Origin of the sequence: Pseudomonas sp. IT-P2, assembly GCF_949767575.1 — a bacterium.
In the GTDB taxonomy this organism is placed as follows: Bacteria; Pseudomonadota; Gammaproteobacteria; order Pseudomonadales; family Pseudomonadaceae; genus Aquipseudomonas; species Aquipseudomonas pharyngis.
In genome coordinates, this window is the sequence record NZ_CATKQA010000022.1 from 14,439 (window position 1) to 39,960 (window position 25,522).

At 60.0% G+C, this 25,522-nt stretch carries 29 protein-coding genes and 1 tRNA gene; 25 read left to right on the forward strand and 5 right to left on the reverse strand.

Annotation, left to right across the window (positions count from 1 at the left end):
* Nucleotides 1–19: 19 nt before the first annotated feature.
* The 4 genes from ACM6JM_RS12750 to ACM6JM_RS12765 form a co-directional block, all read right to left on the reverse strand.
* Entirely contained in the window at nucleotides 20–289 is a 270-nt protein-coding gene (locus tag ACM6JM_RS12750) for a hypothetical protein (protein WP_414882012.1), read from the reverse strand.
* 258 nt (nucleotides 290–547) lie between these two features.
* Nucleotides 548–913 (reverse strand): hypothetical protein, encoded by a 366-nt coding sequence (locus ACM6JM_RS12755; RefSeq protein ID WP_179693816.1) that lies wholly within the window; start codon nucleotides 911–913, stop codon nucleotides 548–550.
* Nucleotides 914–1,023: 110 nt separating this feature from the next.
* Nucleotides 1,024–1,353: a hypothetical protein gene (locus ACM6JM_RS12760; RefSeq protein WP_007956700.1), complete on the reverse strand. Its 330-nt coding sequence runs from the start codon at nucleotides 1,351–1,353 to the stop codon at nucleotides 1,024–1,026.
* 93 nt (nucleotides 1,354–1,446) lie between these two features.
* Nucleotides 1,447–1,531: transfer RNA gene (locus ACM6JM_RS12765), tRNA-Leu, on the reverse strand.
* 108 nt (nucleotides 1,532–1,639) lie between these two features.
* On the opposite strand from ACM6JM_RS12765, the gene queA reads away from it, so the two are divergent.
* The 6 genes from queA (at nucleotide 1,640) to ACM6JM_RS12795 (ending at nucleotide 7,724) form a co-directional block, all read left to right on the forward strand.
* Entirely contained in the window at nucleotides 1,640–2,689 is a 1,050-nt protein-coding gene (gene queA, locus ACM6JM_RS12770) for a tRNA preQ1(34) S-adenosylmethionine ribosyltransferase-isomerase QueA (RefSeq protein ID WP_414882013.1), read from the forward strand.
* A 14-nt stretch (nucleotides 2,690–2,703) separates the two neighbouring features.
* Nucleotides 2,704–3,819, forward strand: coding sequence for a tRNA guanosine(34) transglycosylase Tgt (gene tgt, locus ACM6JM_RS12775; protein ID WP_414882198.1), 1,116 nt, complete (start codon nucleotides 2,704–2,706; stop codon nucleotides 3,817–3,819).
* Nucleotides 3,820–3,862: 43 nt separating this feature from the next.
* Nucleotides 3,863–4,198 carry a preprotein translocase subunit YajC gene (gene yajC, locus ACM6JM_RS12780; RefSeq protein ID WP_007956696.1) on the forward strand — a complete coding sequence of 112 codons (336 nt, stop codon included), beginning with the start codon at nucleotides 3,863–3,865 and terminating at the stop codon, nucleotides 4,196–4,198.
* A gap of 64 nt (nucleotides 4,199–4,262) precedes the next feature.
* Nucleotides 4,263–6,131: a protein translocase subunit SecD gene (gene secD, locus ACM6JM_RS12785; protein ID WP_039765691.1), complete on the forward strand. Its 1,869-nt coding sequence runs from the start codon at nucleotides 4,263–4,265 to the stop codon at nucleotides 6,129–6,131.
* 9 nt (nucleotides 6,132–6,140) lie between these two features.
* Nucleotides 6,141–7,055 carry a protein translocase subunit SecF gene (gene secF, locus ACM6JM_RS12790; RefSeq protein WP_039765696.1) on the forward strand — a complete coding sequence of 305 codons (915 nt, stop codon included), beginning with the start codon at nucleotides 6,141–6,143 and terminating at the stop codon, nucleotides 7,053–7,055.
* Nucleotides 7,056–7,175: 120 nt separating this feature from the next.
* Complete coding sequence (locus ACM6JM_RS12795; RefSeq protein WP_007956693.1) at nucleotides 7,176–7,724, forward strand: glycine zipper 2TM domain-containing protein; 549 nt, start codon at nucleotides 7,176–7,178, stop codon at nucleotides 7,722–7,724.
* Between the two features lie 99 nt (nucleotides 7,725–7,823).
* Here the strand turns inward: ACM6JM_RS12795 and suhB are convergent, their stop codons facing one another.
* Nucleotides 7,824–8,642 (reverse strand): inositol-phosphate phosphatase, encoded by an 819-nt coding sequence (suhB, locus tag ACM6JM_RS12800; RefSeq protein ID WP_007941397.1) that lies wholly within the window; start codon nucleotides 8,640–8,642, stop codon nucleotides 7,824–7,826.
* 145 nt (nucleotides 8,643–8,787) lie between these two features.
* Here suhB and trmJ point away from each other — a divergent pair, with 145 nt between their 5' ends.
* The 19 genes from trmJ to der all read left to right on the forward strand — a co-directional run bounded on the left by trmJ (nucleotide 8,788) and on the right by der (nucleotide 25,492).
* Nucleotides 8,788–9,558: a tRNA (cytosine(32)/uridine(32)-2'-O)-methyltransferase TrmJ gene (gene trmJ / locus ACM6JM_RS12805; RefSeq protein ID WP_007956692.1), complete on the forward strand. Its 771-nt coding sequence runs from the start codon at nucleotides 8,788–8,790 to the stop codon at nucleotides 9,556–9,558.
* Nucleotides 9,559–9,560: 2 nt separating this feature from the next.
* Nucleotides 9,561–10,337: a serine O-acetyltransferase gene (cysE, locus tag ACM6JM_RS12810; RefSeq protein ID WP_007956691.1), complete on the forward strand. Its 777-nt coding sequence runs from the start codon at nucleotides 9,561–9,563 to the stop codon at nucleotides 10,335–10,337.
* Between the two features lie 168 nt (nucleotides 10,338–10,505).
* Nucleotides 10,506–10,997: a Fe-S cluster assembly transcriptional regulator IscR gene (iscR, locus tag ACM6JM_RS12815; protein ID WP_007956690.1), complete on the forward strand. Its 492-nt coding sequence runs from the start codon at nucleotides 10,506–10,508 to the stop codon at nucleotides 10,995–10,997.
* Between the two features lie 50 nt (nucleotides 10,998–11,047).
* A complete protein-coding gene (locus tag ACM6JM_RS12820; RefSeq protein WP_007956689.1) occupies nucleotides 11,048–12,262 on the forward strand; it encodes an IscS subfamily cysteine desulfurase in 1,215 nt (404 codons plus the stop codon).
* Between the two features lie 101 nt (nucleotides 12,263–12,363).
* Nucleotides 12,364–12,750 (forward strand): Fe-S cluster assembly scaffold IscU, encoded by a 387-nt coding sequence (iscU, locus tag ACM6JM_RS12825; RefSeq protein WP_003227907.1) that lies wholly within the window; start codon nucleotides 12,364–12,366, stop codon nucleotides 12,748–12,750.
* Between the two features lie 34 nt (nucleotides 12,751–12,784).
* On the forward strand, nucleotides 12,785–13,108 hold the full coding sequence (gene iscA, locus ACM6JM_RS12830) for an iron-sulfur cluster assembly protein IscA (protein ID WP_003227904.1): 324 nt from the start codon (nucleotides 12,785–12,787) through the stop codon (nucleotides 13,106–13,108).
* Between the two features lie 8 nt (nucleotides 13,109–13,116).
* Nucleotides 13,117–13,638 carry a co-chaperone HscB gene (gene hscB / locus ACM6JM_RS12835; RefSeq protein ID WP_007956687.1) on the forward strand — a complete coding sequence of 174 codons (522 nt, stop codon included), beginning with the start codon at nucleotides 13,117–13,119 and terminating at the stop codon, nucleotides 13,636–13,638.
* Nucleotides 13,639–13,689: 51 nt separating this feature from the next.
* On the forward strand, nucleotides 13,690–15,555 hold the full coding sequence (gene hscA, locus ACM6JM_RS12840) for a Fe-S protein assembly chaperone HscA (RefSeq protein ID WP_163976398.1): 1,866 nt from the start codon (nucleotides 13,690–13,692) through the stop codon (nucleotides 15,553–15,555).
* Nucleotides 15,555–15,896 carry an ISC system 2Fe-2S type ferredoxin gene (gene fdx / locus ACM6JM_RS12845; RefSeq protein WP_007956685.1) on the forward strand — a complete coding sequence of 114 codons (342 nt, stop codon included), beginning with the start codon at nucleotides 15,555–15,557 and terminating at the stop codon, nucleotides 15,894–15,896. The genes hscA and fdx overlap by 1 nt, the downstream gene beginning before the upstream one ends.
* A 14-nt stretch (nucleotides 15,897–15,910) precedes the next feature.
* The gene (gene iscX, locus ACM6JM_RS12850; protein ID WP_027619659.1) at nucleotides 15,911–16,111 is read left to right on the forward strand and encodes a Fe-S cluster assembly protein IscX; all 201 of its coding nucleotides are present in this window, start codon (nucleotides 15,911–15,913) and stop codon (nucleotides 16,109–16,111) included.
* A gap of 88 nt (nucleotides 16,112–16,199) precedes the next feature.
* Complete coding sequence (gene ndk, locus ACM6JM_RS12855; protein WP_039765715.1) at nucleotides 16,200–16,625, forward strand: nucleoside-diphosphate kinase; 426 nt, start codon at nucleotides 16,200–16,202, stop codon at nucleotides 16,623–16,625.
* 28 nt (nucleotides 16,626–16,653) lie between these two features.
* Entirely contained in the window at nucleotides 16,654–17,802 is a 1,149-nt protein-coding gene (gene rlmN, locus ACM6JM_RS12860; protein WP_007964428.1) for a 23S rRNA (adenine(2503)-C(2))-methyltransferase RlmN, read from the forward strand.
* Nucleotides 17,803–17,814: 12 nt separating this feature from the next.
* Nucleotides 17,815–18,573: a type IV pilus biogenesis/stability protein PilW gene (gene pilW, locus ACM6JM_RS12865; protein WP_007956682.1), complete on the forward strand. Its 759-nt coding sequence runs from the start codon at nucleotides 17,815–17,817 to the stop codon at nucleotides 18,571–18,573.
* A complete protein-coding gene (locus ACM6JM_RS12870; RefSeq protein ID WP_074691026.1) occupies nucleotides 18,573–19,631 on the forward strand; it encodes a RodZ domain-containing protein in 1,059 nt (352 codons plus the stop codon). Before pilW ends, ACM6JM_RS12870 begins: the two co-directional genes overlap by 1 nt.
* A 3-nt stretch (nucleotides 19,632–19,634) precedes the next feature.
* Nucleotides 19,635–20,744, forward strand: coding sequence for a flavodoxin-dependent (E)-4-hydroxy-3-methylbut-2-enyl-diphosphate synthase (ispG, locus tag ACM6JM_RS12875; protein WP_007956680.1), 1,110 nt, complete (start codon nucleotides 19,635–19,637; stop codon nucleotides 20,742–20,744).
* Nucleotides 20,745–20,766: 22 nt separating this feature from the next.
* Nucleotides 20,767–22,056 (forward strand): histidine--tRNA ligase, encoded by a 1,290-nt coding sequence (hisS, locus tag ACM6JM_RS12880; RefSeq protein ID WP_064383908.1) that lies wholly within the window; start codon nucleotides 20,767–20,769, stop codon nucleotides 22,054–22,056.
* Nucleotides 22,057–22,097: 41 nt separating this feature from the next.
* On the forward strand, nucleotides 22,098–22,739 hold the full coding sequence (locus tag ACM6JM_RS12885) for a tetratricopeptide repeat protein (RefSeq protein WP_011335807.1): 642 nt from the start codon (nucleotides 22,098–22,100) through the stop codon (nucleotides 22,737–22,739).
* Entirely contained in the window at nucleotides 22,732–23,883 is a 1,152-nt protein-coding gene (gene bamB / locus ACM6JM_RS12890; RefSeq protein ID WP_039765728.1) for an outer membrane protein assembly factor BamB, read from the forward strand. The genes ACM6JM_RS12885 and bamB overlap by 8 nt, the downstream gene beginning before the upstream one ends.
* A 136-nt stretch (nucleotides 23,884–24,019) precedes the next feature.
* Nucleotides 24,020–25,492, forward strand: coding sequence for a ribosome biogenesis GTPase Der (gene der, locus ACM6JM_RS12895; protein WP_007956675.1), 1,473 nt, complete (start codon nucleotides 24,020–24,022; stop codon nucleotides 25,490–25,492).
* Nucleotides 25,493–25,522 lie beyond the last annotated feature (30 nt).

The window sequence follows — 25,522 nt, forward strand, 5'->3', positions numbered from 1 at the left end:
GCGCGTAGGGTAGATTGATCTACCTTACGTGTTTTTTAAAAATCGCTTCCAAATAGTCTTGAGTGAGGTGAGTGGCAGATATAGCTGTTCCATGTCCGCATCTCGCTGAAATCAGCCGACAACGGTGCAGTTCCCGCGCCAACGGTTTCTCGACACCGCCCAAAGCTTCCATCGCCAAAACCGGGCGCTCGTTCAGCTTGAACTGGAAGGTCTGGATATCACGGCGTACCAGCAATTCGAACAAGTCCTTCTGGTAGGCACCCAAGGCTATTTCATCCCCCAAAATCAAGCTCAGGCCTTCTTCCTCGCAAGTGAGATTGAGGGGAGAAAAGGGCGACTGTTTCTAGTGCGTTTCCATAGATGGACCTTTGTAGTTTCTAACCGGCGGCCAATGACACCTTCCGGCAGACGAAAAAATCCTTCGAAACAATTCCTTTCTTGATCTCAGTGCCGGAGGGAGCCTCGCAGAAAAAGCAGACTGATTATTTTTTTGCGAAGTGAACGCTAACGCTAGGCGGCAGGACAGCAAAACAGCCAGTCCGTCCTGTCACGTGTGGGGGAAATAATTCACTGCGAGGAACATCAGTGTCGCCATGCCAGCGGCCAAGCCACACACCGCGCCGAGCAACTGACGTGCAACCGGATGTTCGGGTTGACGGCGATTGGCGATCCACAGCCATACCCCCGCCAGAACGCCCGCGCTGGTGATGAACACCACCAGACTGCGATTCAGATTGGGGGTCGCCATCGACGTACCAATGACTGCGTCGTAAATCAGCGTGAACACAATGCCGGTAACCACGCCACTTCCGGCGCCGGCAAGGTTGGCAAGCAACAGGTTCCACTCACCCCGTTGCTTCACCACCCATAACCAGGTTCCAGCCATCACCAGCAAGCACAACACAGCATCCATTTTGGGTTATTCCCGAGTGCACGATAACAGAGGCTGTTGATCGGCCTCTAGCGAGTGGGCGGCAAGATATCAAAATAGAAGCTTCACGCCACTTTCTTCATCTGCGTAGCTTAAAGAATGTCCTTCAAATAACCCTTGAGCGCGAGGAGCGGCTGATCCAGCTGCTCCAGCGACTGCGCCTGACTGAAGTCGGTCGACAACTTGTGCAGTTCCCGCCCCAACGGTTTCTCGACGCCACCCAACGCATCCATCGCCAGCGCCAGACACTCGTTCATTTTGAACTGGATCGTCTCGACATCACCCCGGCGCACCAGCAGTTCGAACACGTCTTTCTGATAGTCGCCCATGACCATGTCATCGCGCAGAATCGGGCTCAGGCCTTCTTCCTCGTACGCGAGTTTCAGGGAGAACAGGGCGACGGTTTCCAGTGACGTTTCCATGGGGTGAACCTGTGTGAGATCTCGCCGGAGAGCCAGCGGCACTTTCCGACAGACGAAAAAAAAGGCCTTGCTAAGCAAGACCTTTTCTAATTTTGGTGCCCCGAGGGAGACTCGAACTCCCACTCCTTTCGAAAACGGATTTTGAATCCGCCGCGTCTACCAATTCCGCCATCAGGGCTCAATGGCGGCGAAGTATAGAGAGGTGCCTACCGTTGGTCAATCACGTTTCATGGTCAATTTTCGATATTTCCGCTAGACTTTCCGGCCCTGCTAGACGAACCCCATCATGCGCGTTGCTGACTTTACCTTCGAGCTTCCTGATTCGCTGATTGCCCGCCATCCTTTGGCCGAGCGTCGCAGTAGTCGCCTGTTGACCCTGGATGGGGTCAGCGGCGCCCTGGCACACCGTCAATTCACTGATCTGCTGGAGCATTTGCGCCCGGGCGATCTGATGGTGTTCAACAATACCCGGGTGATTCCGGCGCGCCTGTTCGGGCAGAAGGAGTCCGGCGGCAAGCTGGAAATCCTCATCGAACGCGTGCTCGATACCCACCGCGTGCTGGCTCATGTGCGTTCCAGCAAGTCGCCGAAACCGGGTTCGAAGATCCTGATCGACGGCGGCGGCGAAGCCGAGATGCTGGCGCGTCACGATGCGCTGTTCGAGCTGGGGTTTGCCGAAGAAGTGCTGCCGCTGCTCGATCGCGTCGGACACATGCCGTTGCCTCCTTATATAGACCGCCCGGACGAAGGTTCGGATCGCGAGCGCTATCAGACCGTGTATGCCGAGAAGCTCGGCGCGGTGGCGGCACCGACCGCCGGGCTGCATTTCGATCAGACGCTGATGGAAGCGATCGCCGCCAAGGGTGTCGAGACGGCGTTCGTCACGCTGCACGTCGGCGCCGGCACTTTCCAGCCGGTGCGCGTCGAGAAGATCGAAGATCACCACATGCACACCGAGTGGCTGGAAGTCGGTCAGGACGTGGTCGATGCCGTCGCCGCTTGCCGTGAGCGTGGCGGTCGCGTCATCGCTGTCGGCACCACCAGCGTGCGTTCGCTGGAAAGCGCCGCCCGCGATGGCGTACTCAAGCCGTTCAGCGGTGACACCGACATCTTTATCTACCCGGGTCGGCCGTTCCATGTGGTCGACGCCCTGGTCACCAATTTCCATTTGCCCGAGTCCACGCTGTTGATGCTGGTCTCGGCATTCGCCGGTTATCCGGAAACCATGGCCGCCTACAAAGCTGCCGTGGACAACGGATACCGCTTTTTCAGCTACGGTGATGCGATGTTCATCACCCGTAATCCCGCGCCGCGCGGCCCAGAGGAAACAGTATGAGTCGCACCTGTCGTATGTCGTTCGAGCTGCTTGCCACCGATGGCAAGGCCCGTCGTGGTCGTCTGACCTTCCCCCGTGGCACCGTCGAGACCCCGGCCTTCATGCCGGTGGGCACCTACGGCACGGTCAAGGGCATGTTGCCGCGTGACATCGTCGCCACTGGCGCGGAAATCATTCTGGGCAACACTTTCCACCTGTGGTTGCGCCCGGGTACTGAAGTGATCAAGGAGCACGGCGACCTGCACGATTTCATGCAGTGGAAAGGCCCGATCCTGACCGACTCCGGCGGTTTCCAGGTGTTCAGCCTCGGCGCCATGCGCAAGATCAAGGAGGAGGGCGTGACCTTCGCCTCCCCGGTCGACGGCTCGAAAGTGTTCATGGGCCCGGAAGAGTCGATGCAGGTCCAGCGCGACCTGGGCTCGGACATCGTGATGATCTTCGACGAATGCACCCCGTACCCGGCTGACGAAGACGTGGCCCGCGTGTCCATGGAGCTGTCGCTGCGCTGGGCCCAGCGTTCGAAGAATGCCCATGGCGACAACACGGCGGCGCTGTTCGGCATCGTTCAGGGCGGCATGCACCAGGACCTGCGCATGCGCTCGCTGGAAGGCCTGCACAAGATCGGTTTCGACGGCCTGGCCATCGGCGGTCTGTCGGTGGGCGAGCCCAAGCACGAAATGATCAAGGTGCTGGACTACCTGCCGGGCATGATGCCGGCTGACAAACCTCGTTACCTTATGGGCGTTGGCAAACCGGAAGATCTGGTTGAGGGTGTGCGCCGCGGTGTGGACATGTTCGATTGCGTGATGCCAACCCGTAATGCCCGCAACGGGCATCTGTTCATTGATACAGGCGTGCTGAAGATCCGTAACGCGTTCCATCGCCATGATGATTCGCCGCTGGATCCGACCTGCGATTGCTATACCTGCCAGAACTTCTCCCGCGCTTATCTGCATCATCTGGACAAGTGCGGCGAAATGCTCGGCAGCATGCTCAATACCATCCACAATTTGCGCCATTATCAGGTGCTGATGGCTGGTTTGCGCGAGGCTATTCAACAGGGTACATTGGCCGCCTTTGTCGATGCCTTCTACGCCAAACGCGGGCTTCCCGTTCCGCCTTTGGACTGAGTTTTCTGACCCCAAGATTCAACATTTGCAACTGGAGTGCTAAATGAGCTTTTTTATCTCTAATGCCATGGCTGACGCGGCTGCACCGGCTGCAGCGCCTATGGGCGGCGGCTTTGAGTGGATTTTCCTGGTGGGCTTTCTGGTCATCTTCTACCTGATGATCTGGCGTCCACAGGCCAAGCGCGCCAAAGAGCAGAAGAACCTGCTGAGCAGCCTGCAGAAGGGCGACGAAGTGGTCACCACCGGCGGCATCGCCGGCAAGATCACCAAAGTGGCCGATGACTTCGTGGTTCTGGAAGTTTCCGACACCGTGGAAATGAAGTTCCAGAAGGGCGCCATCGCCGCCACGCTGCCAAAAGGCACGCTGAAAGCGATCTAAGGTTCCAACTTCTACTCAATCGACGGGGCGCGCAAGGCGCCCCGCGTTCATAACGGGCGGCGTGATGCTGAACAAATATCCTCTGTGGAAATACATTCTGATCCTGGCGGTGCTGGCGATCGGTCTGATTTATTCCGCTCCGAATCTATACCCCGATGACCCGGCCATTCAGATCAGCGGCGCCAGCACGGCTCTGCAGGTCAACCAGGCCGATCTGGATCGCGTAAGCACCGCGCTCAAGGAATCCGGGATCAACGTCAAGGCTTCGAGCCTGGCTGCGAACGGCAAGGGCGGTCTGATCCGTCTGACCAAGGCTGAAGACCAACTGCCGGCCAAAGACGTTGTCCGCAAGGCATTGGGTGATGACTACGTCGTCGCGCTGAACCTGGCACAAACCACCCCGCAATGGCTGCGCAGCGTGGCCGCGCACCCGATGAAACTGGGTCTGGACTTGTCCGGTGGTGTGCACTTCCTGCTGGAAGTGGACATGGACAAAGCGCTCGACGCCCGCCTGAAAGTCTACGAAGGCGACGTCAAGAGCCTGTTGCGCAAAGAGAAACTGCGTTATCGCAGCCTGCCGCAACTCAATGGCGCCATTCAGCTGGGCTTCAGCGATGCTGACTCCCGCGAACAGGCCCGTGCGCTGATCCGCAAGAATTTCAACGATTTCGACATTGTTCCGGCCGACCTCAACGGTCAACCGGTGCTGCGTCTGGCGATGACCCCGGCCAAGCTGGCGGAAATCCGTGAATACTCCATCAAGCAGAACTTGACCACGGTACGTAACCGCGTCAATGAGCTGGGTGTTGCCGAGCCAATCGTCCAGCGTCAGGGTGCCAACCGTATCGTGGTTGAGCTGCCGGGCGTGCAGGACACTGCCGAAGCCAAGCGTATCCTCGGCAAGACGGCCAACCTCGAGTTCCGTCTGGCAGCAGAGCCGGGCGCTTCGAAAGCCACTTCCGAGACCTTTGAGTTCCGTGAGGGCAACCGTCCTCCGGCGCAGATCGAGCGTGGTCTGATCATCACCGGTGACCAGGTGACTGACGCCAAGGCCGGTTTCGGCGAGCACGGCACCCCTGAAGTGAACATCCGTCTGGATGGTCACGGTGGCGAGCTGATGAGCCGCGCGACCCGCAGCAACGTCGGTCGCAGCATGGCGGTGATCTTCATCGAGCAGCGTCCGGTCACCACTTACACCAAACAAGTGGTCGACGGCGTCGAGAAAGACGTCGCGGTGCAGACCTTCAAGGAAGAGAAGAAGATCATCAGCCTGGCGACCATTCAGTCGCCGCTGGGTGCGCAGTTCCGTATCACCGGCCTGAACGGCCAGGGCGAGTCGTCCGAGCTGGCGCTGCTGCTGCGTGCCGGTGGTCTGGCTGCTCCGATGTACTTCGCTGAAGAGCGCACCATCGGCCCGAGCCTCGGTGCGGACAACATCACCAAGGGTATCGATGCATCGCTGTGGGGCATGCTGTTCGTCTCGCTGTTCATCATCGCCATCTACCGTTTCTTCGGTCTGATCGCCACCGTTGCACTGGCGGTGAACATGGTGCTGCTGCTGGCGCTGATGTCGCTGCTGGGCGCCACGCTGACCCTGCCGGGTATCGCCGGTATCGTTTTGACCATGGGTATGGCGGTCGACGCCAACGTACTGATCTTCTCGCGGATTCGTGAAGAGATCGCCGCCGGCATGACCGTGCAGCGTGCAATCAACGAAGGCTTCGGTCGGGCATTCACTGCGATTCTCGACGCCAACCTGACCACCTTGCTGGTCGGCGGTATTCTCTTCGCCATGGGCACCGGCCCGGTGAAGGGCTTCGCAGTCACCATGTCCCTCGGGGTTCTGACTTCGATGTTCACGGCCATCATGGTCACCCGCGCGATGGTCAATCTGATCTTCGGCGGTCGTGACTTCAAGAAGTTGTGGATTTAAGGGGCTGCCATGTTACGTACAATCAACTTCATGGGCGTCCGCAACTTTGCGTTCGGCGTCACCGTATTCCTGACCTTGCTGGCAATCTTCAGCGTGTTCCACAAGGGCATGAACTGGGGTCTGGACTTCACCGGCGGTACGCTCATCGAGCTGACCTACGAGCGTCCGGCCGATGTCACCAAGGTGCGTGAGCAACTGGTTTCTTCCGGTTATCACGAAGCCGTCGTGCAGAACTTCGGCGCGACCACCGATCTGCTGGTGCGCATGCCGGGTGAAGACCCGCAGCTGGGCCATCAGGTGGCGGATGCGCTGCAGAAAGTCGGTGGCGACAACCCGGCGACCGTCAAGCGCGTCGAGTTCGTCGGCCCGCAGGTCGGTGAAGAGCTGCGCGACCAGGGTGGCCTCGGCATGCTGCTGGCGCTCGGTGGCATCCTGATCTACCTGGCTTTCCGCTTTCAGTGGAAGTTTGCGGTCGGCGCCATCGTGTCGCTGATCCACGACGTGATCGTGACCGTGGGTATCCTGTCGTTCTTCCAGATTACCTTCGACCTGACGGTGCTGGCGGCGGTGCTGGCGATCATCGGTTACTCGCTCAACGACACCATCGTCGTGTTCGACCGGGTGCGTGAGAACTTCCGCGTACTGCGCAAGGCTACGTTGATCGAGAACATCAACATCTCGACCACCCAGACCCTGCTGAGGACCATCGCGACCTCGGTTTCGACCTTGCTGGCGATCGCGGCACTGCTGTTCTTCGGCGGTGACAACCTGTACGGCTTCTCCCTGGCGCTGCTGGTGGGTGTTCTGGCGGGTACCTACTCGTCGATCTACATCGCCAACGTGGTGCTGATCTGGCTGAACCTGTCGACGGAAGACCTGATTCCGCCGGTCAACACCGAGAAGGAAGTCGACGACCGTCCATAACGGCCATCGTTTTCCCGGCGGTCAGTCAAAAAAGACGCGAGTTGAACTCGCGTCTTTTTTTTTGCTCCAAGGCTGGGAGAAGCGCGGGCGCGTCCCGCATGTGATGGTCAGGAGGTTCATGTGAACAAGTCGTTGCTGGTTGGTGCGGTATTGGGTGCTGTCGGTGTGACTGCCGGGGGTGCTGTTGCCACCTACAGCCTGGTTAAAAGCGGCCCTGAGTATGCGCAAGTGCTGGCCGTAGAACCGGTCAAAACACAAATCAAGACTCCACGTGAAGTGTGCAAGGATGTGACAGTGACCCGGCAGGCGCCGGTGAAAGATCAACACCAGATCGCCGGCACCGTGGTCGGTGCGCTGGCAGGTGGTCTGCTGGGTAACCAGATCGGCGGCGGCACCGGCAAGAAGATTGCCACGGTGGCCGGTGCGGTCGGTGGCGGTTACGCCGGTAACAAGGTTCAGGAGGGTATGCAGGAGCGTGATACCTACACCACGACTCAGACTCGCTGTAACACGGTGAATGACATCAGCGACAAGGTTGTGGGCTACGACGTCCGGTATTCGCTGGATGGGAAGGAAGGCAAGGTGCGGATGGATCGTGATCCGGGCAACCAGATCCCGGTCGACAAGGAAGGCAAGCTGATCCTGTCGCAGAACGAGCCAGGCCAGTGATTGGTTGACGGCTTATAAGAAAAGCACCCTTCGGGGTGCTTTTTCATGCCCATAAAAAAAACACCCCGAAGGGTGTTTTTTTTTGGTTTCGCGAAACGCTTAGCGCTTCAGCGAGGCCGGCAGGTGCGGCTGGATCGCCGTCAGAACTGCCTTGAAGCATTTGGTGTTGCCGGCAACGACGTGGCCTTTTTCAAGGAAGTCGTGACCGCCGGTGAAGTCGCTCACCAGGCCGCCTGCTTCCTGAATCAGCAGGGCGCCAGCGGCCATGTCCCACTCGGACAGACCCGACTCCCAGAACGCGTCGAAACGGCCGGCGGCGACGTAAGCCAGGTCCAGACTTGCCGAACCGGCGCGACGAATGCCGGCAGTCTGGCCAACCAGAGCGCGGAACATGCCCAGGTAGTTGTCGAGGTTGTCCATCTGGTCGTCACGGAACGGGAAACCGGTGCCGAGCAGAGCGCCGTCCAGGCTGGTGCGACCGCTGACGCGCAGGCGACGACCGTTCAGTTGAGCGCCGCGACCACGGCTGGCGGTGAATTCTTCCTGGCGAACCGGATCCAGAACGACGGCGTGTTCCAGGCGACCACGGTATTTGCAGGCAATGCTGACAGCGAAGTGAGGAATGCCGCGCAGGAAGTTGGTGGTGCCGTCCAGCGGATCGATGATCCACAGGTATTCTTCGCCTTCGATGCCGGTGCCGGCGTGCAGGCCGGTCTCTTCACCCATGATCGAGTGATTCGGGTAAGCCTTGCGCAGGGCGTCGATGATTTTCTGTTCGGCGGCGCGATCGACCTCGGATACGTAATCCTTGGCGTCTTTTTCGTCGACCTTGATGGTATCCAGGCGCTCGATGGAGCGGAAGATCAGTTCACTGGCGCTGCGGGCGGCGCGCAGCGCGATATTCAGCATGGGCTGCATGGATGTGTCACCTAAGGTTGTTAAAGAAAGCCGCGCATTCTATCAGAACTTTTCTTCAGGTGAAGGTCGCTGTTCGCTTTCATAGCTTAACGGTAGGCTGTTCTGTAAGATTTGCACCCCTTTGCCGAGTCCGAGAGCGCCCGCCGTGCTGCAAAATATTCGTGTCGTCCTGGTCAACACCAGCCATCCGGGAAACATCGGCGGGACCGCGCGCGCCATGAAAAACATGGGCCTGTCGCGTCTGGTGCTGGTTGATCCGCGCGTCTTTCCGCATCACGAAGCCGATGCCCGCGCTTCCGGTGCCGGTGACATCCTTGAAAACGCGCAAGTCGTCGCCACCTTGGAAGACGCCCTGGTCGGTTGCAATCTGGTGCTCGGCACCAGTGCCCGTGACCGGCGCATTCCCTGGCCATTGCTGGACCCGCGCGAGTGCGGGACCAAAGTGGTCGAGGAGGCCGGGCAGGGCGCGGAAATCGCGCTGGTGTTCGGTCGTGAAGATTCCGGCCTGACCAATGACGAGCTGCAGCGATGTCACTATCACGTGCACATCCCCTCCGATCCTGAATTCAGCTCGCTGAACCTCGGGGCGGCGGTGCAGGTGTTGAGTTATGAAGTGCGCATGGCGTGGCTGGCTGCGCAAGGTCAGCCGACCAAGATCGAGAAGGAAGAAGTGGCCTCCGTGAAAAGCGCAGAGCTTGCGACCATGGATGAGCTGGAGCGGTTCTATGAACACCTGGAGCAGACTCTGGTGGCCATCGAATTCCTCGATCCGGAAAAACCACGGCACTTGATGGCGCGCCTGCGCCGGTTGTATGGACGCAGCTCGGTCAGCCGGGCGGAAATGAATATTTTGCGTGGCATCCTCACGGAAACCCAGAAAGCGGCCCGTGGCGAGCTCCTTAAGCGGAAGGATTAATGATGTTCGAGCGTTTGCGTGAAGATATCCAGAGCGTATTCCACCGAGACCCGGCGGCGCGTAACGCTTTTGAAGTCCTGACCTGCTACCCCGGCATGCATGCGATCTGGATTCATCGACTGGCCGGCATGCTCTGGCGCAACGATCTGAAATGGCTGGCGCGACTGGTGTCGAACTTCGGTCGCTGGCTCACCGGGATCGAGATCCATCCGGGTGCCAAGGTCGGTCGACGCTTCTTCATCGACCACGGCATGGGCATCGTGATCGGAGAAACCGCTGAAATCGGCGATGACGTGACGATCTATCAGGGCGTGACTCTGGGTGGCACCAGCTGGAACAAGGGCAAGCGCCACCCGACCCTCGGCGATGGCGTGGTGGTGGGGGCGGGCGCGAAGGTGCTCGGTCCGTTCACTGTGGGCGCCGGCGCCAAGGTCGGTTCCAATGCCGTGGTCACCAAGGAAGTGCCTCCGGGCGCCACCGTGGTGGGGATTCCGGGGCGTATCATCGTCAAGTCCGATGATGAGGCCGACGCCAAGCGCAAGGCGATGGCCGAAAAGATCGGTTTCGATGCCTACGGCGTCAGCGAAGACATGCCCGACCCTGTGGCGCGTGCCATCGGCCAGTTGCTCGATCACCTGCAAGCGGTGGACGGACGTCTGGAGGGAATGTGCGGCGCGCTGAAGGATCTGGGCAGCAATTACTGTGCGAAAGATCTGCCCGAGCTGCGTGAAGAAGACTTCGCCTGCGTCAAGGGCAAGGACGAATCCAAGCTTCACTGATGCACTTGCAGGGCTGCTGCCGACCGGTGTGCCATTAGGCCGCAGACCCTGCTATCATTCGCGCGCTCTTTTGCGGGTAAACCCGACTAAAGCACTAGGTCTTATAGTTGACTTAAATGCTCGGGAATTGCATACTCCCGCCCATTCCGAACTCCGTGGTAATTGTCCATGCGACTGACTACAAAAGGCCGATACGCCGTGACCGCCATGCTTGACCTGGCGTTGCACGCGCAACACGGGCCGGTGTCCCTGGCCGATATCTCCGAGCGCCAAGGCATCTCCCTGTCCTATCTCGAACAGCTTTTCGCCAAGCTGCGCCGCAGTAACCTGGTTTCCAGTGTTCGCGGTCCGGGCGGTGGCTACCAGTTGTCCCGCGACATGCAGGGCATCCAGGTGGCTCAGGTGATCGATGCGGTGAACGAATCGGTCGATGCAACAAAATGCCAGGGCCAGGGCGACTGCCACTCCGGTGACACCTGCCTGACCCATCACCTGTGGTGCGACCTGAGCCTGCAGATTCACGAATTTCTCAGCGGTATCAGCTTGGCCGACCTCGTAACTCGCCGTGAGGTGCAGGAAGTGGCCCAGCGTCAGGATCAGCGTCGTTGCAATGGCAAGGCGCCGCGCCTGGACAAGATTGAAGCGTCCGCCGTCGAATGACAGCCAGAGAGCTAGCGGCACGCCAGCCAGCCTGATTTAGGAGATAGTCCATGAAATTGCCGATTTACCTTGATTACTCTGCGACCACCCCGGTCGATCCGCGCGTTGCGCAAAAAATGAGTGAATGCCTGCTGGTCGACGGAAACTTCGGTAACCCGGCGTCCCGTTCTCACGTGTTCGGCTGGAAAGCCGAAGAGTCCGTCGAAAACGCCCGTCGTCAGGTGGCCGATCTGGTCAACGCCGACCCGCGTGAAATCGTCTGGACCTCCGGTGCCACCGAGTCCGACAACCTGGCAATCAAGGGTGCGGCACATTTCTACGCCTCCAAGGGCAAGCATCTGATCACCTCCAAGATCGAGCACAAGGCTGTCCTCGACACCATGCGCCAACTGGAGCGTGAAGGTTTCGAAGTCACCTACCTCGATCCGACCGAAGATGGCCTGATCACCCCGGCCATGATCGAAGCCGCGCTGCGCGAAGACACCATCCTGGTGTCGGTAATGCACGTGAACAACGAAATCGGCACCGTCAACGACATCGCCGCCATCGGCGAGCTGCTTCGTTCCAAAGGCATCCTGTTCCACGTCGACGCCGCGCAGTCCACCGGCAAGGTCGAAATCGACCTGCAGAAACTGAAAGTCGACATGATGTCGTTCTCCGCCCACAAGACCTACGGCCCTAAAGGCATCGGCGCGCTGTACGTCAGCCGCAAGCCGCGTGTGCGCATCGAAGCGACCATGCACGGCGGCGGTCACGAACGTGGCATGCGTTCCGGCACCCTGGCGACTCACCAGATCGTCGGCATGGGCGAAGCGTTCCGTGTGGCCAAGGAAGACATGGCTGCCGAAAACGTCCGTATCAAGGCGTTAAGCGACCGCTTCTACAAGCAGGTCGAGCACCTGGAAGAGCTGTACGTCAACGGCAGCCTGACCGCCCGCGTTCCGCACAACCTGAACCTGAGCTTCAACTACGTTGAAGGCGAGTCGCTGATCATGGCGCTCAAGGATCTGGCGGTTTCGTCCGGTTCGGCCTGCACCTCGGCGTCGCTTGAGCCTTCGTACGTGCTGCGCGCCCTGGGCCGCAACGACGAACTGGCACACAGCTCGATCCGTTTCACCTTCGGCCGCTTCACCACCGAAGAAGAAATCGACTACGCCGCGCAGAAAGTCTGCGAGGCCGTTACCAAGCTGCGCGCTCTGTCGCCGCTGTGGGACATGTACAAAGACGGCGTCGATATCTCGAAGATCGAGTGGGCGGCACACTAAATATAGAAGCCGCCGGATACAGATCCTGTAGCGACGCGGCGGTTCACGCAGCGCAGTTGCAGGGTCTCAAGAGCGGCCCTGATGAGTGAGGATTGAGAATCATGGCTTACAGCGAAAAGGTCATCGACCACTACGAAAACCCGCGCAACGTCGGCAAGATGAACGCGGAAGATCCTGATGTCGGCACCGGCATGGTCGGCGCTCCGGCGTGCGGCGACGTGATGCGTCTGCAAATCAAGGTCAACGATCAGGGCGTTATTGAAGACGCCAAGTTCAAGACCTACGGCTGCGGTTCGGCTATCGCCTCCAGCTCCCTCGCTACCGAGTGGATGAAGGGCAAGACTCTGGACGAAGCTGAAACAATCAAGAACACTCAGCTGGCCGAAGAACTGGCTCTGCCGCCAGTGAAAATCCACTGCTCGGTTCTCGCTGAAGACGCCATCAAGGCCGCCGTTCGCGATTACAAGCAGAAGAAAGGCTTGATCTGACTTTCAAGATTTGGCGACGAGTAAGGAGTCAACGATGGCTATCAGCATGACAGAAGCGGCTGCTCGACACGTGCGGCGCTCCCTCGACGGGCGCGGCAAGGGTGAAGGGATTCGTCTGGGTGTTCGCACCACGGGCTGTTCCGGCCTTGCCTACGTGCTGGAGTTTGTCGACGAGGTGGTTGCAGAAGATCAGGTGTTCGAGAGTCACGGCGAGAAAGTGATCATCGACCCGAAAAGCCTGGCCTACCTCGACGGCACCGAGCTCGACTTCGTCAAGGAAGGGTTGAACGAAGGCTTCAAGTTCAACAATCCCAACGTACGCGGTGAATGTGGCTGCGGCGAAAGCTTCAACATCTGAGGCTAGTCGTGGGTATTCCTTGTCATTTCGCTTTATTCGAGTTGCAGCCGGGCTTTCGTCTGGATCTTGAGCAGTTGGCCACGCGCTATCGCGAGCTGGCGCGCGGTGTTCATCCTGACCGCTTTGCCGATGCTTCCGAGCGCGAGCAGCGGTCGGCGCTCGAGCAGTCTGCGCGGCTCAACGATGCCTACCAGACACTGAAGAGTCCGGCCCAGCGTGCACGCTACCTGCTGACCATCAGTGGGCATGAAGTGCCGATGGAAGTCACGGTCCACGATCCCGAGTTTCTTCTGCAGCAGATGCAATGGCGCGAAGAGCTCGAAGATCTGCAGGACAGTGCCGACCTGGACGGTGTCGCGGCTTTCAAGCGTCGCCTGAAAACCGCCCAGGAAGAGCTCAACGAAAGCTTCGCAGCCTGTTGGGATGATGCAGCGCAGCGCGAACAGGCCGAACGCCTGATGCGGCGCATGCAGTTCCTCGACAAGCTCACCTACGAAGTGCGCCAGTTAGAAGAGCGCCTCGACGATTAACCCAGTGCCGCTCCGGTCGCACGCCTGATATACAGATAAGTCCTGATCACGATGGCCCTACTGCAGATCGCCGAACCCGGCCAAAGTCCTCAACCGCACCAGCGTCGTCTGGCTGTGGGAATCGACTTGGGTACTACCAATTCGCTGGTCGCTGCGTTGCGCAGTGGTCTTTCCGAGCCGCTGGCCGACGCCGAAGGGCGGGTCATCCTGCCTTCCGCCGTGCGTTATCACGCCGATCGCGTCGAAGTCGGCGAGTCAGCCAAGCTGGCTGCGTCCTCTGATCCCCTGAATACCGTGCTGTCGGTCAAGCGCCTGATGGGGCGTGGTCTGTCCGACGTCAAGCAATTGGGCGATCAACTGCCGTACCGCTTTGTCGGTGGCGAATCGCACATGCCGTTCATCGACACCGTGCAGGGCCCGAAAAGCCCGGTCGAAGTCTCCGCCGATATCCTGAAAGTATTGCGTCAGCGCGCTGAGGCCACCCTTGGCGGTGAGCTGGTGGGCGCGGTGATCACCGTTCCGGCGTATTTCGACGATGCTCAGCGCCAGGCTACGAAGGACGCGGCGAAACTTGCCGGTCTGAACGTGTTGCGTCTGCTCAACGAGCCGACCGCTGCGGCGGTGGCATACGGTCTGGATCAGCATGCCGAAGGCCTGGTCGCCATTTACGATCTGGGTGGCGGTACCTTCGATATTTCGATTCTGCGCCTGACTGGCGGCGTCTTCGAAGTCCTGGCCACTGGCGGCGATAGCGCGCTGGGCGGCGATGACTTCGATCATGCGATTGCCGGCTGGATCATCGAGAGCGCCGGTTTGTCCGCCGACCTCGATCCGGGCGCGCAACGCAGCCTGCTGCAAACCGCCTGCGCAGCCAAAGAAGCCCTGACGGATGCCGACAGTGTTGAAGTTGCCTACGGCGACTGGAAAGCACTGCTGACCCGTGAAGCTTTCGATGCGCTGATCGAGCCAATGGTCGCTCGCAGCCTGAAAGCCTGCCGCCGCGCCGTGCGCGATTCCGGCGTCGAGCTGGAAGACGTGCACGCTGTGGTCATGGTCGGTGGTTCGACCCGCGTTCCACGTGTTCGCGAAGCCGTCGCCGAAGCCTTCGGGCGTCAGCCGCTGACCGAAATCGACCCGGATCAAGTGGTGGCCATCGGTGCTGCGATCCAGGCCGACACGCTGGCCGGCAACAAGCGCGATGGCGGCGAACTGCTGCTGCTCGACGTGATTCCGCTGTCCCTGGGGCTGGAAACCATGGGCGGCCTGATGGAGAAGGTGATTCCGCGTAACACCACCATCCCCGTCGCTCGTGCCCAGGACTTCACCACTTATAAAGATGGCCAGTCGGCCATGGCGATCCACGTGTTGCAGGGCGAGCGTGAGTTGATCTCCGATTGCCGCTCTCTGGCTCGCTTCGAATTGCGCGGCATCCCGGCGATGGTGGCCGGCGCGGCGAAAATTCGTGTGACCTTCCAGGTCGATGCCGACGGCCTGCTCAGCGTCTCTGCCCGTGAACTGGGTTCGGGCGTTGAAGCGAGCATCCAGGTCAAGCCGTCCTATGGCCTGACTGACGGCGAAATCGCCAAGATGCTGAAAGATTCGTTCCAGCACGCCAATGACGACAAAGTCGCCCGCGTTCTTCGCGAGCAGCAGGTCGATGCCCAGCGCCTGATCGAAGCGGTGCAGGGCGCTCTTGAGGCGGATGGCGAGCGCTTGCTCGACGCCGAAGAGCGCATGGTCATCGATCTGCAGGTGCAGGAACTGACCGAACTGATGAAAGGCACCGATGGTTACGCCATCGAGCAGCAGACCAAGCGTCTGTCGCAAGTGACCGATGCTTTTGCAGCCCGTCGTATGGATCAGACGGTGAAAGCCGCTCTGTCCGGGCGCAATCTGAATGAAATCGAGGATATCTGATGCCGCAGGTCATTTTTCTGCCCCACGAGAAGTTCTGCCCTGAAGGCATGGTCGTTGACGCTGCGCCTGGCACGTCGATCCTCGAACTGGCTCACGAACACCACATCGAGATGGAAAGCGCCTGCGGCGGCGTCTGCGCCTGCACCACTTGTCACTGCATCATCCGCGAGGGTTTCGACTCGCTGGAAGAAGCCGACGAGTTGGAGGAAGATTTCCTTGATCGTGCCTGGGGTCTGGAAGCCCAGTCGCGCCTGGCTTGTCAGGCTATCGTCGGTGAAGAAGACATCACCGTCGAAATTCCGAAATATTCGCTTAACCATGCGGCCGAAGCGCCGCACTGACTGGTAAGACTGTCATGAGCTACGGTTGGAATGATGTTCAACGTATTGCAGAAGAGCTGGCTGAGGCCAAGCCGGATGTCGATCCGCTTTCTGTCAATTTCGTCGACCTGCAGCGATGGATCATGGAACTTCCCGACTTTGATAACACCTCTGGCCGTGTTGGCGAGAAAGTGTTGGAAGCGGTTCAGGCTCTCTGGATCGAAGAAGTAGACTGATCGTCCTCGCAGGTTAGGCAATACCCAAGAACCCGCGTATAATTCGCGGGTTTAATTTTTCGCAAATTACCGTTTCTGGAGTTACACCATGGCTGTTCAACGTACTTTCTCCATCATCAAGCCTGACGCCGTTGCTAAAAACGTGATCGGCAAGATCACCACTCGCTTCGAAGACGCTGGCCTGCGCGTTGTAGCTTCGAAACTGAAGCAACTGTCCAAAGCCGAAGCCGAAGGCTTCTACGCTGAGCACAGCGCTCGTGGTTTCTTCGGCGACCTGGTTGCCTTCATGACTTCGGGTCCAGTTGTCGTTCAGGTTCTGGAAGGCGAAAACGCCATCGCTCGCAACCGTGAGCTGATGGGCGCTACCAACCCTAAAGAAGCTGCTCCAGGCACCATCCGTGCTGACTTCGCTGAATCGATCGACGCCAACGCCGTTCACGGTTCGGACTCCGAAGCCGCTGCTGCTCGCGAAATCGCTTACTTCTTCGCAGCTACTGAAGTAACCACTCGCTAAGCATTGGCTTAAGAGTGAAGGTGAATCCATGACGACATCGACTGTTAAAACCAACCTGCTGGGTCTGACCCAGCCGGAAATGGAAAAATTCTTCGACTCAATCGGGGAGAAGCGTTTCCGTGCCGGTCAGGTAATGAAATGGATTCACCACTTTGGCGTCGATGATTTCGACGCCATGACGAACGTCAGCAAGGCCTTGCGCGAAAAGCTCAAGGCTGTTGCTGAGGTCCGTGGTCCCGAAGTGGTCAGCGAGGACATTTCCAGCGACGGCACCCGTAAGTGGGTGGTGCGCGTGGCGTCCGGCAGCTGTGTCGAGACCGTTTACATTCCCCAGGGCAAACGCGGCACTCTGTGCGTTTCGTCCCAGGCAGGCTGTGCCCTGGACTGCAGTTTCTGCTCCACCGGCAAGCAAGGCTTCAACAGCAACCTCACCGCCGCCGAAGTCATCGGTCAGGTGTGGATTGCCAACAAATCCTTCGGCAGTGTTCCGGCTACCATCGACCGCGCCATCACCAACGTGGTGATGATGGGCATGGGCGAACCGCTGCTGAACTTCGATAACGTCGTGGCCGCCATGCATCTGATGATGGATGACCTGGGCTACGGGATCTCCAAGCGCCGCGTGACCCTGTCCACGTCGGGTGTGGTGCCGATGATCGATGAGCTGGCCAAGCACATCGACGTATCCCTGGCGTTGTCCCTGCACGCACCGAATGACGCATTGCGTAACCAATTGGTGCCGATCAACAAGAAATATCCGCTTAAGATGCTGCTCGAGTCGTGCCAGCGCTACATGTCCGCCCTTGGCGAGAAACGTGTGCTGACCATCGAGTACACCTTGCTCAAGGACGTCAACGACAAGCTTGAGCACGCCGTGGAAATGATCGAGCTGCTCAAAGATATTCCATGCAAGATCAACCTGATTCCGTTCAACCCGTTCCCGCATTCCGGGTACGAGCGGCCGAGCAACAACGCCATCCGCCGGTTCCAGGATCAGCTTCACCAGGCCGGTTTCAACGTCACCGTGCGCACCACCCGTGGTGAAGACATCGACGCGGCTTGTGGTCAATTGGTAGGGCAGGTGCTGGATCGCACCCGTCGCAGCGAACGTTACATCGCCGTGCGTGAGTTGAGCGCCGACAGCGATCTGGCACAGAACGCCGCGAACACTAACTAAGAGAGGATCTCTATGTCCCTGCGCTTTGCGCTGCTGTTGCTGTTGGCCAGCCTGTGTGCTGGTTGTGTCCTGTCGGGCGATTACAACCCGATGAAGACCAGCAAGGGCCGTGACGAAGCGCGGGCTGCCTACGTGCAGCTGGGGCTGGGATACTTGCAGCAGGGCATGACCGAACGGGCCAAGGTTCCACTGAAGAAAGCCCTGGAGCTGGACGGTTCGGATCCCGACGCCAATGCCGCGCTGGGGCTGGTGTTCCAGGCCGAAATGGAACCTGCGCTTGCTGACGAACACTTTCGCAAAGCCTTGTCCTCCCGTCCCGCCGATGCGCGCATCCTCAACAACTACGGCAGTTTTCTCTACGAAGAACAGCGTTACAAGGAAGCCTACGAGCGTTTTGAACAGGCGGCCGCCGATACCCTGTATCCTGAGCGTTCGCGGGTGTTCGAGAACCTCGGCATGACGGCGGCGAAGCTCGGACAGCGTGATCTGGCGCAGCAGCAGCTGGAAAAAGCACTGCGTTTGAACCGTCAGCAGCCACGGGCATTGCTGGAAATGGCTGAGTTGTCATTCGAAGACAGGCATTATGTGCCCGCGCGTGACTATTACGACCGTTTCAGCCAGCTCTCCGAGCAAAATGCACGTAGTCTGTTGCTCGCCGTTCGGTTGGCAAAAGTATTTGAAGATCGCGACAAGGCCGCCAGTGCGGGCCTGCAATTAAAACGACTCTATCCCGGTACGCCGGAATATCAGCAATACCTGTCGGAGCAATGATGAAAGCGGCGCATCCCGAAGTTGTAGCAGCGAATCGCGTTAACCCCGGTGAGACCCTGCGCCAGGCCCGCGAAAGCAATGGCTGGTCGCTGGCCGAAGTGGCCCTCAAGCTCAACCTCACCGTGACTTCCCTGAGCAATCTTGAAGCCGGCGCATTCGACAAGTTGCCCGGGCATACCTTCGCTCGCGGCTACATTCGCGCGTACGCCAAATTGCTCGGCATGGATCAGACCGTTCTGGTCCAGCAATTCGACCAGTCCACCGGCACTGACTCCCAAGGCAGCAACGTCCACGCTCTGGGTCGTATTGAAGAGCCGGTACGGGTTTCCCATACCATTTTGCGTATCGTCAGCCTGTTGCTGCTGATTGCGGTCATCGGCGGCGGTTTCGTCTGGTGGCAGGATCAGACCTCGTTGCGTACCAAGGACCTGATCGGCCTGGCGCCGGAGCATGTCGAAGTCGAAGGCGCCGACGGCACCACCCAGATTCATCCGCTGGACGAGCCGGAAGACCAGGCCGTCGCGGAAGGCGAAGCCGAGGGCTCAACCGCTCTGGCACTGCCTCAATCGGAATCCACGGCTGAATCGACCGGCGCCGAGACCGAGGCCGCAGCTCCAGCCACCGCACCGGTTGCTCCGGCACCCGCTGCGCCAGCCGCTACTCCGGCTGCACCGGCTCATACGCCAGCGCCTGTGGTTGCTGCTCCTGCAAATCCGGCACCTGCCGCTCCGGCCACGCCTGCACCGACCGTTGCTGCCCCGGCAGCTCCGGCCGTCGCGGCACCCGCGCCGACAGCGCCCGTAGCTCCGGTTGCAGGTCAAGGCCAGGTTCAGGTGCAGTTCATCGCCGATTGCTGGACTCAAGTGACCGATGGCAGCGGCAAAGTGCTGTACAGCGGCCTCAAGCGTAAGGGCGACAGCCTGTCTGTCGTCGGCAAGCCTCCGTTTGCCGTGCGTCTGGGCGTTGCCCGTGGCGCGCAGGTCAGCTACAACGGCCAGCCGGTCGATGTCGCTCCGTTCACCAGTGGCGAGACCGCTCGCCTGAAGTTGGGTCAATAAGTCATGCACGGCGAATCTCCAATCAAACGTCGCGAATCGCGCAAGATCTGGGTCGGTAACGTGCCCGTGGGCGGCGATGCCCCTATCGCTGTGCAGAGCATGACCAACAGCGACACCAATGACGTCGCTGCCACCGTCGCGCAGATCAACCGTCTGGAAGCCGCCGGCGTCGACATCGTCCGCGTTTCGGTACCGGACATGGACGCCGCCGAGGCGTTCGGCAAGATCAAGCAACTGGTCAAGGTGCCGTTGGTTGCCGATATCCATTTCGACTACAAGATCGCTCTGCGCGTGGCCGAACTGGGTGTGGACTGCCTGCGCATCAACCCGGGCAACATCGGTCGCGAAGACCGTGTGCGTGCGGTGGTCGATGCCGCCCGTGACCGCGGGATCCCGATCCGCATCGGCGTCAACGCCGGCTCCCTGGAAAAAGACCTGCAAAAGAAATACGGCGAGCCGACGCCAGCTGCGCTGGTCGAGTCCGCCCTGCGTCACGTCGAACACCTCGAACGCCTGAATTTCCAGGACTTCAAGGTCAGTGTGAAGGCTTCTGACGTGTTCATGGCCGTTGAAGCCTACCGCCTGCTGGCCAAGGAAATCGTCCAGCCGCTGCACCTGGGCATCACCGAAGCCGGTGGATTGCGCTCCGGTACAGTGAAATCCGCCGTGGGCCTAGGTATGCTGCTCGCCGAGGGGATTGGCGATACTATCCGCATCTCGCTGGCGGCCGACCCGGTCGAGGAAGTGAAGGTCGGTTACGACATTCTCAAGTCTTTGCATCTGCGTTCCCGTGGCATCAACTTCATCGCCTGCCCGAGCTGCTCGCGGCAGAACTTCGATGTGGTCAAGACCATGAACGAGCTGGAAGGGCGCCTTGAAGACCTGCTGGTGCCGCTGGATGTCGCGGTGATCGGTTGCGTGGTCAACGGCCCCGGCGAAGCCAAGGAAGCCCATATCGGCTTGACCGGCGGCACGCCAAACCTGATTTACATCGACGGCAAGCCGTCGCAGAAACTGACGAATGACAATCTGGTGGACGAGCTGGAAAAGCTGATCCGCGAGAAAGCGGCCGAGAAGGTCGAAGCTGACGCAGCGGTTATCGCGCGCGGCTGATCGAACGAATTAAGGAATTTCTGTGAGCAAGTCTCTGCAAGCCATTCGTGGCATGAACGACATCCTGCCGGAACAGACGCCGGTATGGCGCTATTTCGAAGGCACCGTTTCGCGTCTGCTGGATAACTACGGTTACAAGCAGATCCGCATGCCGATCGTCGAGTTCACCGAGCTGTTCAAGCGCTCGATCGGTGAAGTGACCGACATCGTCGAAAAAGAGATGTACACCTTCGAAGACCGCAACGGCGACTCGCTGACCCTGCGTCCGGAAGGCACGGCCGCGTGCGTGCGTGCGGTGCTCGAGCACGGCATCACCGGCGGTGGCCAGGTGCAGAAACTCTGGTACATCGGCCCGATGTTCCGTCACGAGCGTCCGCAGAAAGGCCGTTATCGCCAGTTCCACCAGATCGGTCTGGAGGTGTTCAACCTCGACGGTCCGGACATCGACGCCGAGCTGATCATCATGACCTGGCGCCTGTGGGGCGAGTTGGGCATCCGCGATGCGGTCAAGCTCGAGCTCAACAGCCTCGGCACCAGCGAGTCCCGCGGCCGTTATCGTGAAGCGCTGGTCGAGTATCTCTCGGCGCACCACGACAAACTGGACGAAGACAGCCAGCGTCGCCTGAAGACCAACCCGCTGCGGGTGCTCGACACCAAAAATGCCGACACCCAGGCCGTGCTGGTCGATGCGCCGAAAATGGCCGACTACCTGGATGACGAATCCCGTGCCCACTTCGAAGGCCTGAAGGCCCGTCTGGATGCCGTCGGCATTCCTTACGTGCTCAACCCGAAGCTGGTGCGTGGTTTGGATTACTACAGCAAAACCGTATTCGAATGGGTCACCGACAAGCTCGGCGCCCAGGGCACCGTCTGCGCGGGTGGGCGCTATGACGGTCTGGTCGAGCAGATGGGCGGCAAGCCGACCCCGGGCGTCGGTTTCGCCATGGGCATCGAGCGTCTGGTGCTGCTGCTGGAAACCCTGGAGCAGATCCCGGAAGAAATCTCCCGTCAGGTTGACGTCTATCTCTGCGCCTTCGGCGAAGAAGCGGAGCTGGCCGGTCTGGCCCTGGCCGAGCGGGTACGCGACCAACTGCCCAACCTGCGCCTGCAAGTCAATGCCGGCGCCGGCAGCTTCAAGAGCCAGTTCAAGAAAGCCGACAAGAGCGGTGCGCTGTACGCACTGATCCTCGGTGACGACGAAATGGCCCAGCAAGTGGTAGGTTTCAAACCCCTGCGTGGCCAGGGCGAACAACAAAGCATTGCCTGGGATGCGCTCGCTGCACACCTGGCCACCTGCGTCGTGCAGGGTTGAAGCTGTCCAAACAGCCGATTTAGCGATTAAGGAGTATTGGGGTGTCGAGTACCGAAGACGAACAGTTGGCGGATTTGAAGGACTGGTGGACACGCAACGGCAAACCTCTGGTCACCGGCGGCCTGTTGGCGCTGGTCATCGTGTTCGGCTGGCAGGCTTATCACAAGTATCAGAGCAACCAGTCGCAAGGCGCCTCGGTGCTCTATCAGCAATTGCTGGAAACCACGCTGACCCCGGATGGCAAGCCTGACGCCGCGCGTGTTGCGGATCTGGCCGGCAAGCTCAACAGCGAATTCGGCGGTTCTGCCTACGCGCAGTACGGCAGCCTGTTCGTGGCCAAGGTAGCTGTCGACAGCGGCAAGCTGGACGACGCGGCGACCGAACTCAAGGCCATCGTTGCCAAACCGGCCAACCCGGCGCTGGGCGAAATCGCCCGTCAGCGTCTGGCGCAGGTACTGGGCGCACAGAACAAGGCCGACGAAGCCCTGAAACTGCTCGAAGGCGATGCCGACAAGTCGTTCCTGGCCACTCGCGAAGAACTCAAGGGCGACCTGCTGGTACAGCTGGGCCGTACCGACGAAGCGAACGCGGCGTATCAAAAAGCCAAGGCGGCACTGTCGGATGAAGCGGCGGTCGGTGGCCTTCAAATCAAGCTGGACGACCTGGCCAAAGGGGATGCGTGACGTGATCCGTTGGAAGCATGCAGCATTGCTGGCTCTGGCCATTCTGGCCGCGGGTTGCAGCAGCAACAGCAAAAAAGAACTGCCACCGGCCGAGCTGACCGACTTCAAAGAAGAAGTGGTCCTGCACAAGCAGTGGAGCCGCTCGATCGGTGACGGTCAGGGCGAAACCTACAACATGCTGGTGCCGGCGATCGACGGTGACACCATCTACGCGGCCGACGTGACCGGTATCGTGATGGGCCTGGATCGCGGCAACGGCGACGTGAAATGGAAGAAAGACCTTGAACTGCCTGTGTCCGGCGCCGTTGGCGTGGGTTACGGTCTGGTCATGGTCGGCACCCTGCGCGGTGAAGTCGTTGCCCTCGACGCCATCAACGGCGAAGAGAAGTGGCGCTCGCGCGTCAACAGCGAAGTTCTCGCGCCACCGGCCAACAACGGTGACGTGGTAGTGGTACAGACCCAGGACGATCGTCTGATCGGCCTGGACGCGTCCACCGGCAACCAGCGCTGGGTGTATGACAGCACCCCGGCCGTACTAACCCTGCGCGGCACCAGCGCACCGATCGTCACCAACCGCCTCGCGGTGGCTGGCCTGTCGACCGGTAAAGTGGTCGCTCTCGACATTTCCAACGGCGTGCCGGTCTGGGAACAGCGGATCGCGATTCCACAAGGTCGTTCGGAACTGGAGCGCGTGGTCGACATCGACGGCGGTCTGCTGCTGTCCGGCGGTACCCTGTACGTTGCCAGCTATCAGGGTCGCGTCGCGGCACTGGATCTGGAAAGCGGCCGTCAACTCTGGCAGCGCGACGCGTCGAGCTACGCCGGTGTTGCCCAGGGTTTCGGCAACGTCTACGTAAGCCTGTCGTCGGGCACCGTTGAAGGCGTCGACGAGCGTTCCACCACAGCCCTGTGGAGCAACGACTCGCTGGCCCGCCGTCAACTGTCGGCGCCGGAAGTGTTCTCCAGCTACGTTGCAGTCGGTGACCTGGAAGGTTACCTGCACCTGCTGAGTCAGGTGGACGGTCGTTTCGTCGGCCGCGAGCGCATCGACAGCGACGGCCTGCGTGCCCGTCCGCTGGTGGTGGGTGACACGATTTACGTGTATGGCAACAGCGGCAAACTGGAAGCCCTGACCATCAAGTAACAACTATGCTTGGGGTTAAACCCCCAGGCGGCCCCGGATCCACGGGGCTTGCAGCGCTTTCTGGCGTTGCCCCGAGCACCAGCCGCTGCCTCGCAGCGGCTTTTGTATTTTCTGAAATAACGAAGTGGAGAGCCGCATGGTTCCCGTAATCGCCCTGGTGGGCCGACCGAACGTCGGCAAGTCCACCTTGTTCAACCGCCTGACCAGGACTCGCGACGCCATCGTCGGCGACTTGTCCGGTCTGACCCGTGATCGCCAGTACGGTGAGGCCAAGTGGCAAGGGCGTTCCTACATTCTGATCGACACCGGCGGTATCTCCGGTGACGAGCATGGTATGGACGAAAAAATGGCCGAGCAGTCGCTGCTGGCCATCGAAGAAGCGGATGTCGTTCTGTTCCTGGTAGATGCCAAGGCCGGTTTCACCGCCGCCGACCAGATGATCGCCGAACACTTGCGCAAACGTAACAAGCGTTCCCACGTGGTCGCCAACAAGGTCGACAACATCGACCCGGAAATGGCCCGCGCCGAATTCGCCCCGCTGGGCATGGGCCACGCGATCCCGATCGCCGGCGCCCACGGTCGCGGCATCACGCAATTGCTGGAAGCCGCCCTGAGCGACTTCCCGCGCGATGATGACGAGCCGGCCGAAGGTGAAGAGGAAGAAGTGGTCGCCGAAGGCGAGGAAGCCAAGCGCATTCCTGGCCCGAGCGAAAAAGACGGGATCAAGATCGCCATCATCGGCCGGCCGAACGTCGGCAAGTCGACCCTGGTCAACCGCATGCTCGGTGAAGACCGGGTAATCGTCTACGACCAGCCCGGCACCACCCGCGACAGTATCTACATCCCGTTCGAGCGTAACGACGAGAAGTACACGCTGATCGACACCGCCGGTGTACGCAAGCGCGGCAAGATCCACGAAGAAGTCGAAAAATTCTCCGTGGTCAAAACCTTGCAGGCGATCAAAGACGCCAACGTGGTGATCTTCGTGATGGACGCCCGCGAAGGCGTGGTCGATCACGACCTCAACCTGCTGGGCTTCGCCCTTGAAGCAGGTCGTGCGCTGGTGATCGCGATCAACAAGTGGGACGGCATGACGCCAAGCGAGCGCGACTTCGTGAAGGTCGAGCTGCAGCGTCGGTTGTTCTTCGTTGACTTCGCCGACATCCACTTCATCTCGGCACTGCACGGTACTGGCGTGGGCAACCTTTACGCCTCGGTGCAGAACTCGTTCAAGTCCGCGGTCACCCGCTGGCCGACCAGCCGCCTGACGCAGATTCTTGAAGACGCGGTCAGCGAACACCAGCCGCCGATGGTCAACAGCCGCCGGATCAAGCTGCGTTACGCTCACCTGGGTGGTGCGAACCCGCCGATCATCGTGATCCACGGCAACCAGATCGAGAAAGTGCCGAAGTCGTACGTGCGCTATCTGGAAAACACTTACCGCCGTGTACTCAAACTGGTCGGTACGCCGATCCGTATCGAGTTCAAGGGCGGCGAGAACCCGTACGAAGGCAACAAGAACACGCTGACCGACCGCCAGGTCAACAAGAAGCGTCGTTTGATGTCGCACAACAAGAAAGCCAGCAAGAAGCGCCGCGACAAGAAGTAAAAAGAGCAGCTGCGGGTTTCGAGCTGCAAG

Coding starts and splice junctions, on each gene's coding strand:
- hscA (WP_163976398.1), top strand. CDS start 13,690: ATGGCCCTACTGCAGATCGCCGAACCCGGCCAAAGTCCTCAACCGCAC.
- iscA (WP_003227904.1), top strand. CDS start 12,785: ATGGCTATCAGCATGACAGAAGCGGCTGCTCGACACGTGCGGCGCTCC.
- iscR (WP_007956690.1), top strand. CDS start 10,506: ATGCGACTGACTACAAAAGGCCGATACGCCGTGACCGCCATGCTTGAC.
- fdx (WP_007956685.1), top strand. CDS start 15,555: ATGCCGCAGGTCATTTTTCTGCCCCACGAGAAGTTCTGCCCTGAAGGC.
- ACM6JM_RS12870 (WP_074691026.1), top strand. CDS start 18,573: ATGAAAGCGGCGCATCCCGAAGTTGTAGCAGCGAATCGCGTTAACCCC.
- secF (WP_039765696.1), top strand. CDS start 6,141: ATGTTACGTACAATCAACTTCATGGGCGTCCGCAACTTTGCGTTCGGC.
- ACM6JM_RS12755 (WP_179693816.1), bottom strand. CDS start 913: ATGGATGCTGTGTTGTGCTTGCTGGTGATGGCTGGAACCTGGTTATGG.
- iscX (WP_027619659.1), top strand. CDS start 15,911: ATGAGCTACGGTTGGAATGATGTTCAACGTATTGCAGAAGAGCTGGCT.
- der (WP_007956675.1), top strand. CDS start 24,020: ATGGTTCCCGTAATCGCCCTGGTGGGCCGACCGAACGTCGGCAAGTCC.
- iscU (WP_003227907.1), top strand. CDS start 12,364: ATGGCTTACAGCGAAAAGGTCATCGACCACTACGAAAACCCGCGCAAC.
- queA (WP_414882013.1), top strand. CDS start 1,640: ATGCGCGTTGCTGACTTTACCTTCGAGCTTCCTGATTCGCTGATTGCC.
- bamB (WP_039765728.1), top strand. CDS start 22,732: ATGCGTGACGTGATCCGTTGGAAGCATGCAGCATTGCTGGCTCTGGCC.
- ispG (WP_007956680.1), top strand. CDS start 19,635: ATGCACGGCGAATCTCCAATCAAACGTCGCGAATCGCGCAAGATCTGG.
- secD (WP_039765691.1), top strand. CDS start 4,263: ATGCTGAACAAATATCCTCTGTGGAAATACATTCTGATCCTGGCGGTG.
- pilW (WP_007956682.1), top strand. CDS start 17,815: ATGTCCCTGCGCTTTGCGCTGCTGTTGCTGTTGGCCAGCCTGTGTGCT.
- ndk (WP_039765715.1), top strand. CDS start 16,200: ATGGCTGTTCAACGTACTTTCTCCATCATCAAGCCTGACGCCGTTGCT.
- yajC (WP_007956696.1), top strand. CDS start 3,863: ATGAGCTTTTTTATCTCTAATGCCATGGCTGACGCGGCTGCACCGGCT.
- ACM6JM_RS12760 (WP_007956700.1), bottom strand. CDS start 1,353: ATGGAAACGTCACTGGAAACCGTCGCCCTGTTCTCCCTGAAACTCGCG.
- cysE (WP_007956691.1), top strand. CDS start 9,561: ATGTTCGAGCGTTTGCGTGAAGATATCCAGAGCGTATTCCACCGAGAC.
- tgt (WP_414882198.1), top strand. CDS start 2,704: ATGTCGTTCGAGCTGCTTGCCACCGATGGCAAGGCCCGTCGTGGTCGT.
- rlmN (WP_007964428.1), top strand. CDS start 16,654: ATGACGACATCGACTGTTAAAACCAACCTGCTGGGTCTGACCCAGCCG.
- suhB (WP_007941397.1), bottom strand. CDS start 8,642: ATGCAGCCCATGCTGAATATCGCGCTGCGCGCCGCCCGCAGCGCCAGT.
- ACM6JM_RS12820 (WP_007956689.1), top strand. CDS start 11,048: ATGAAATTGCCGATTTACCTTGATTACTCTGCGACCACCCCGGTCGAT.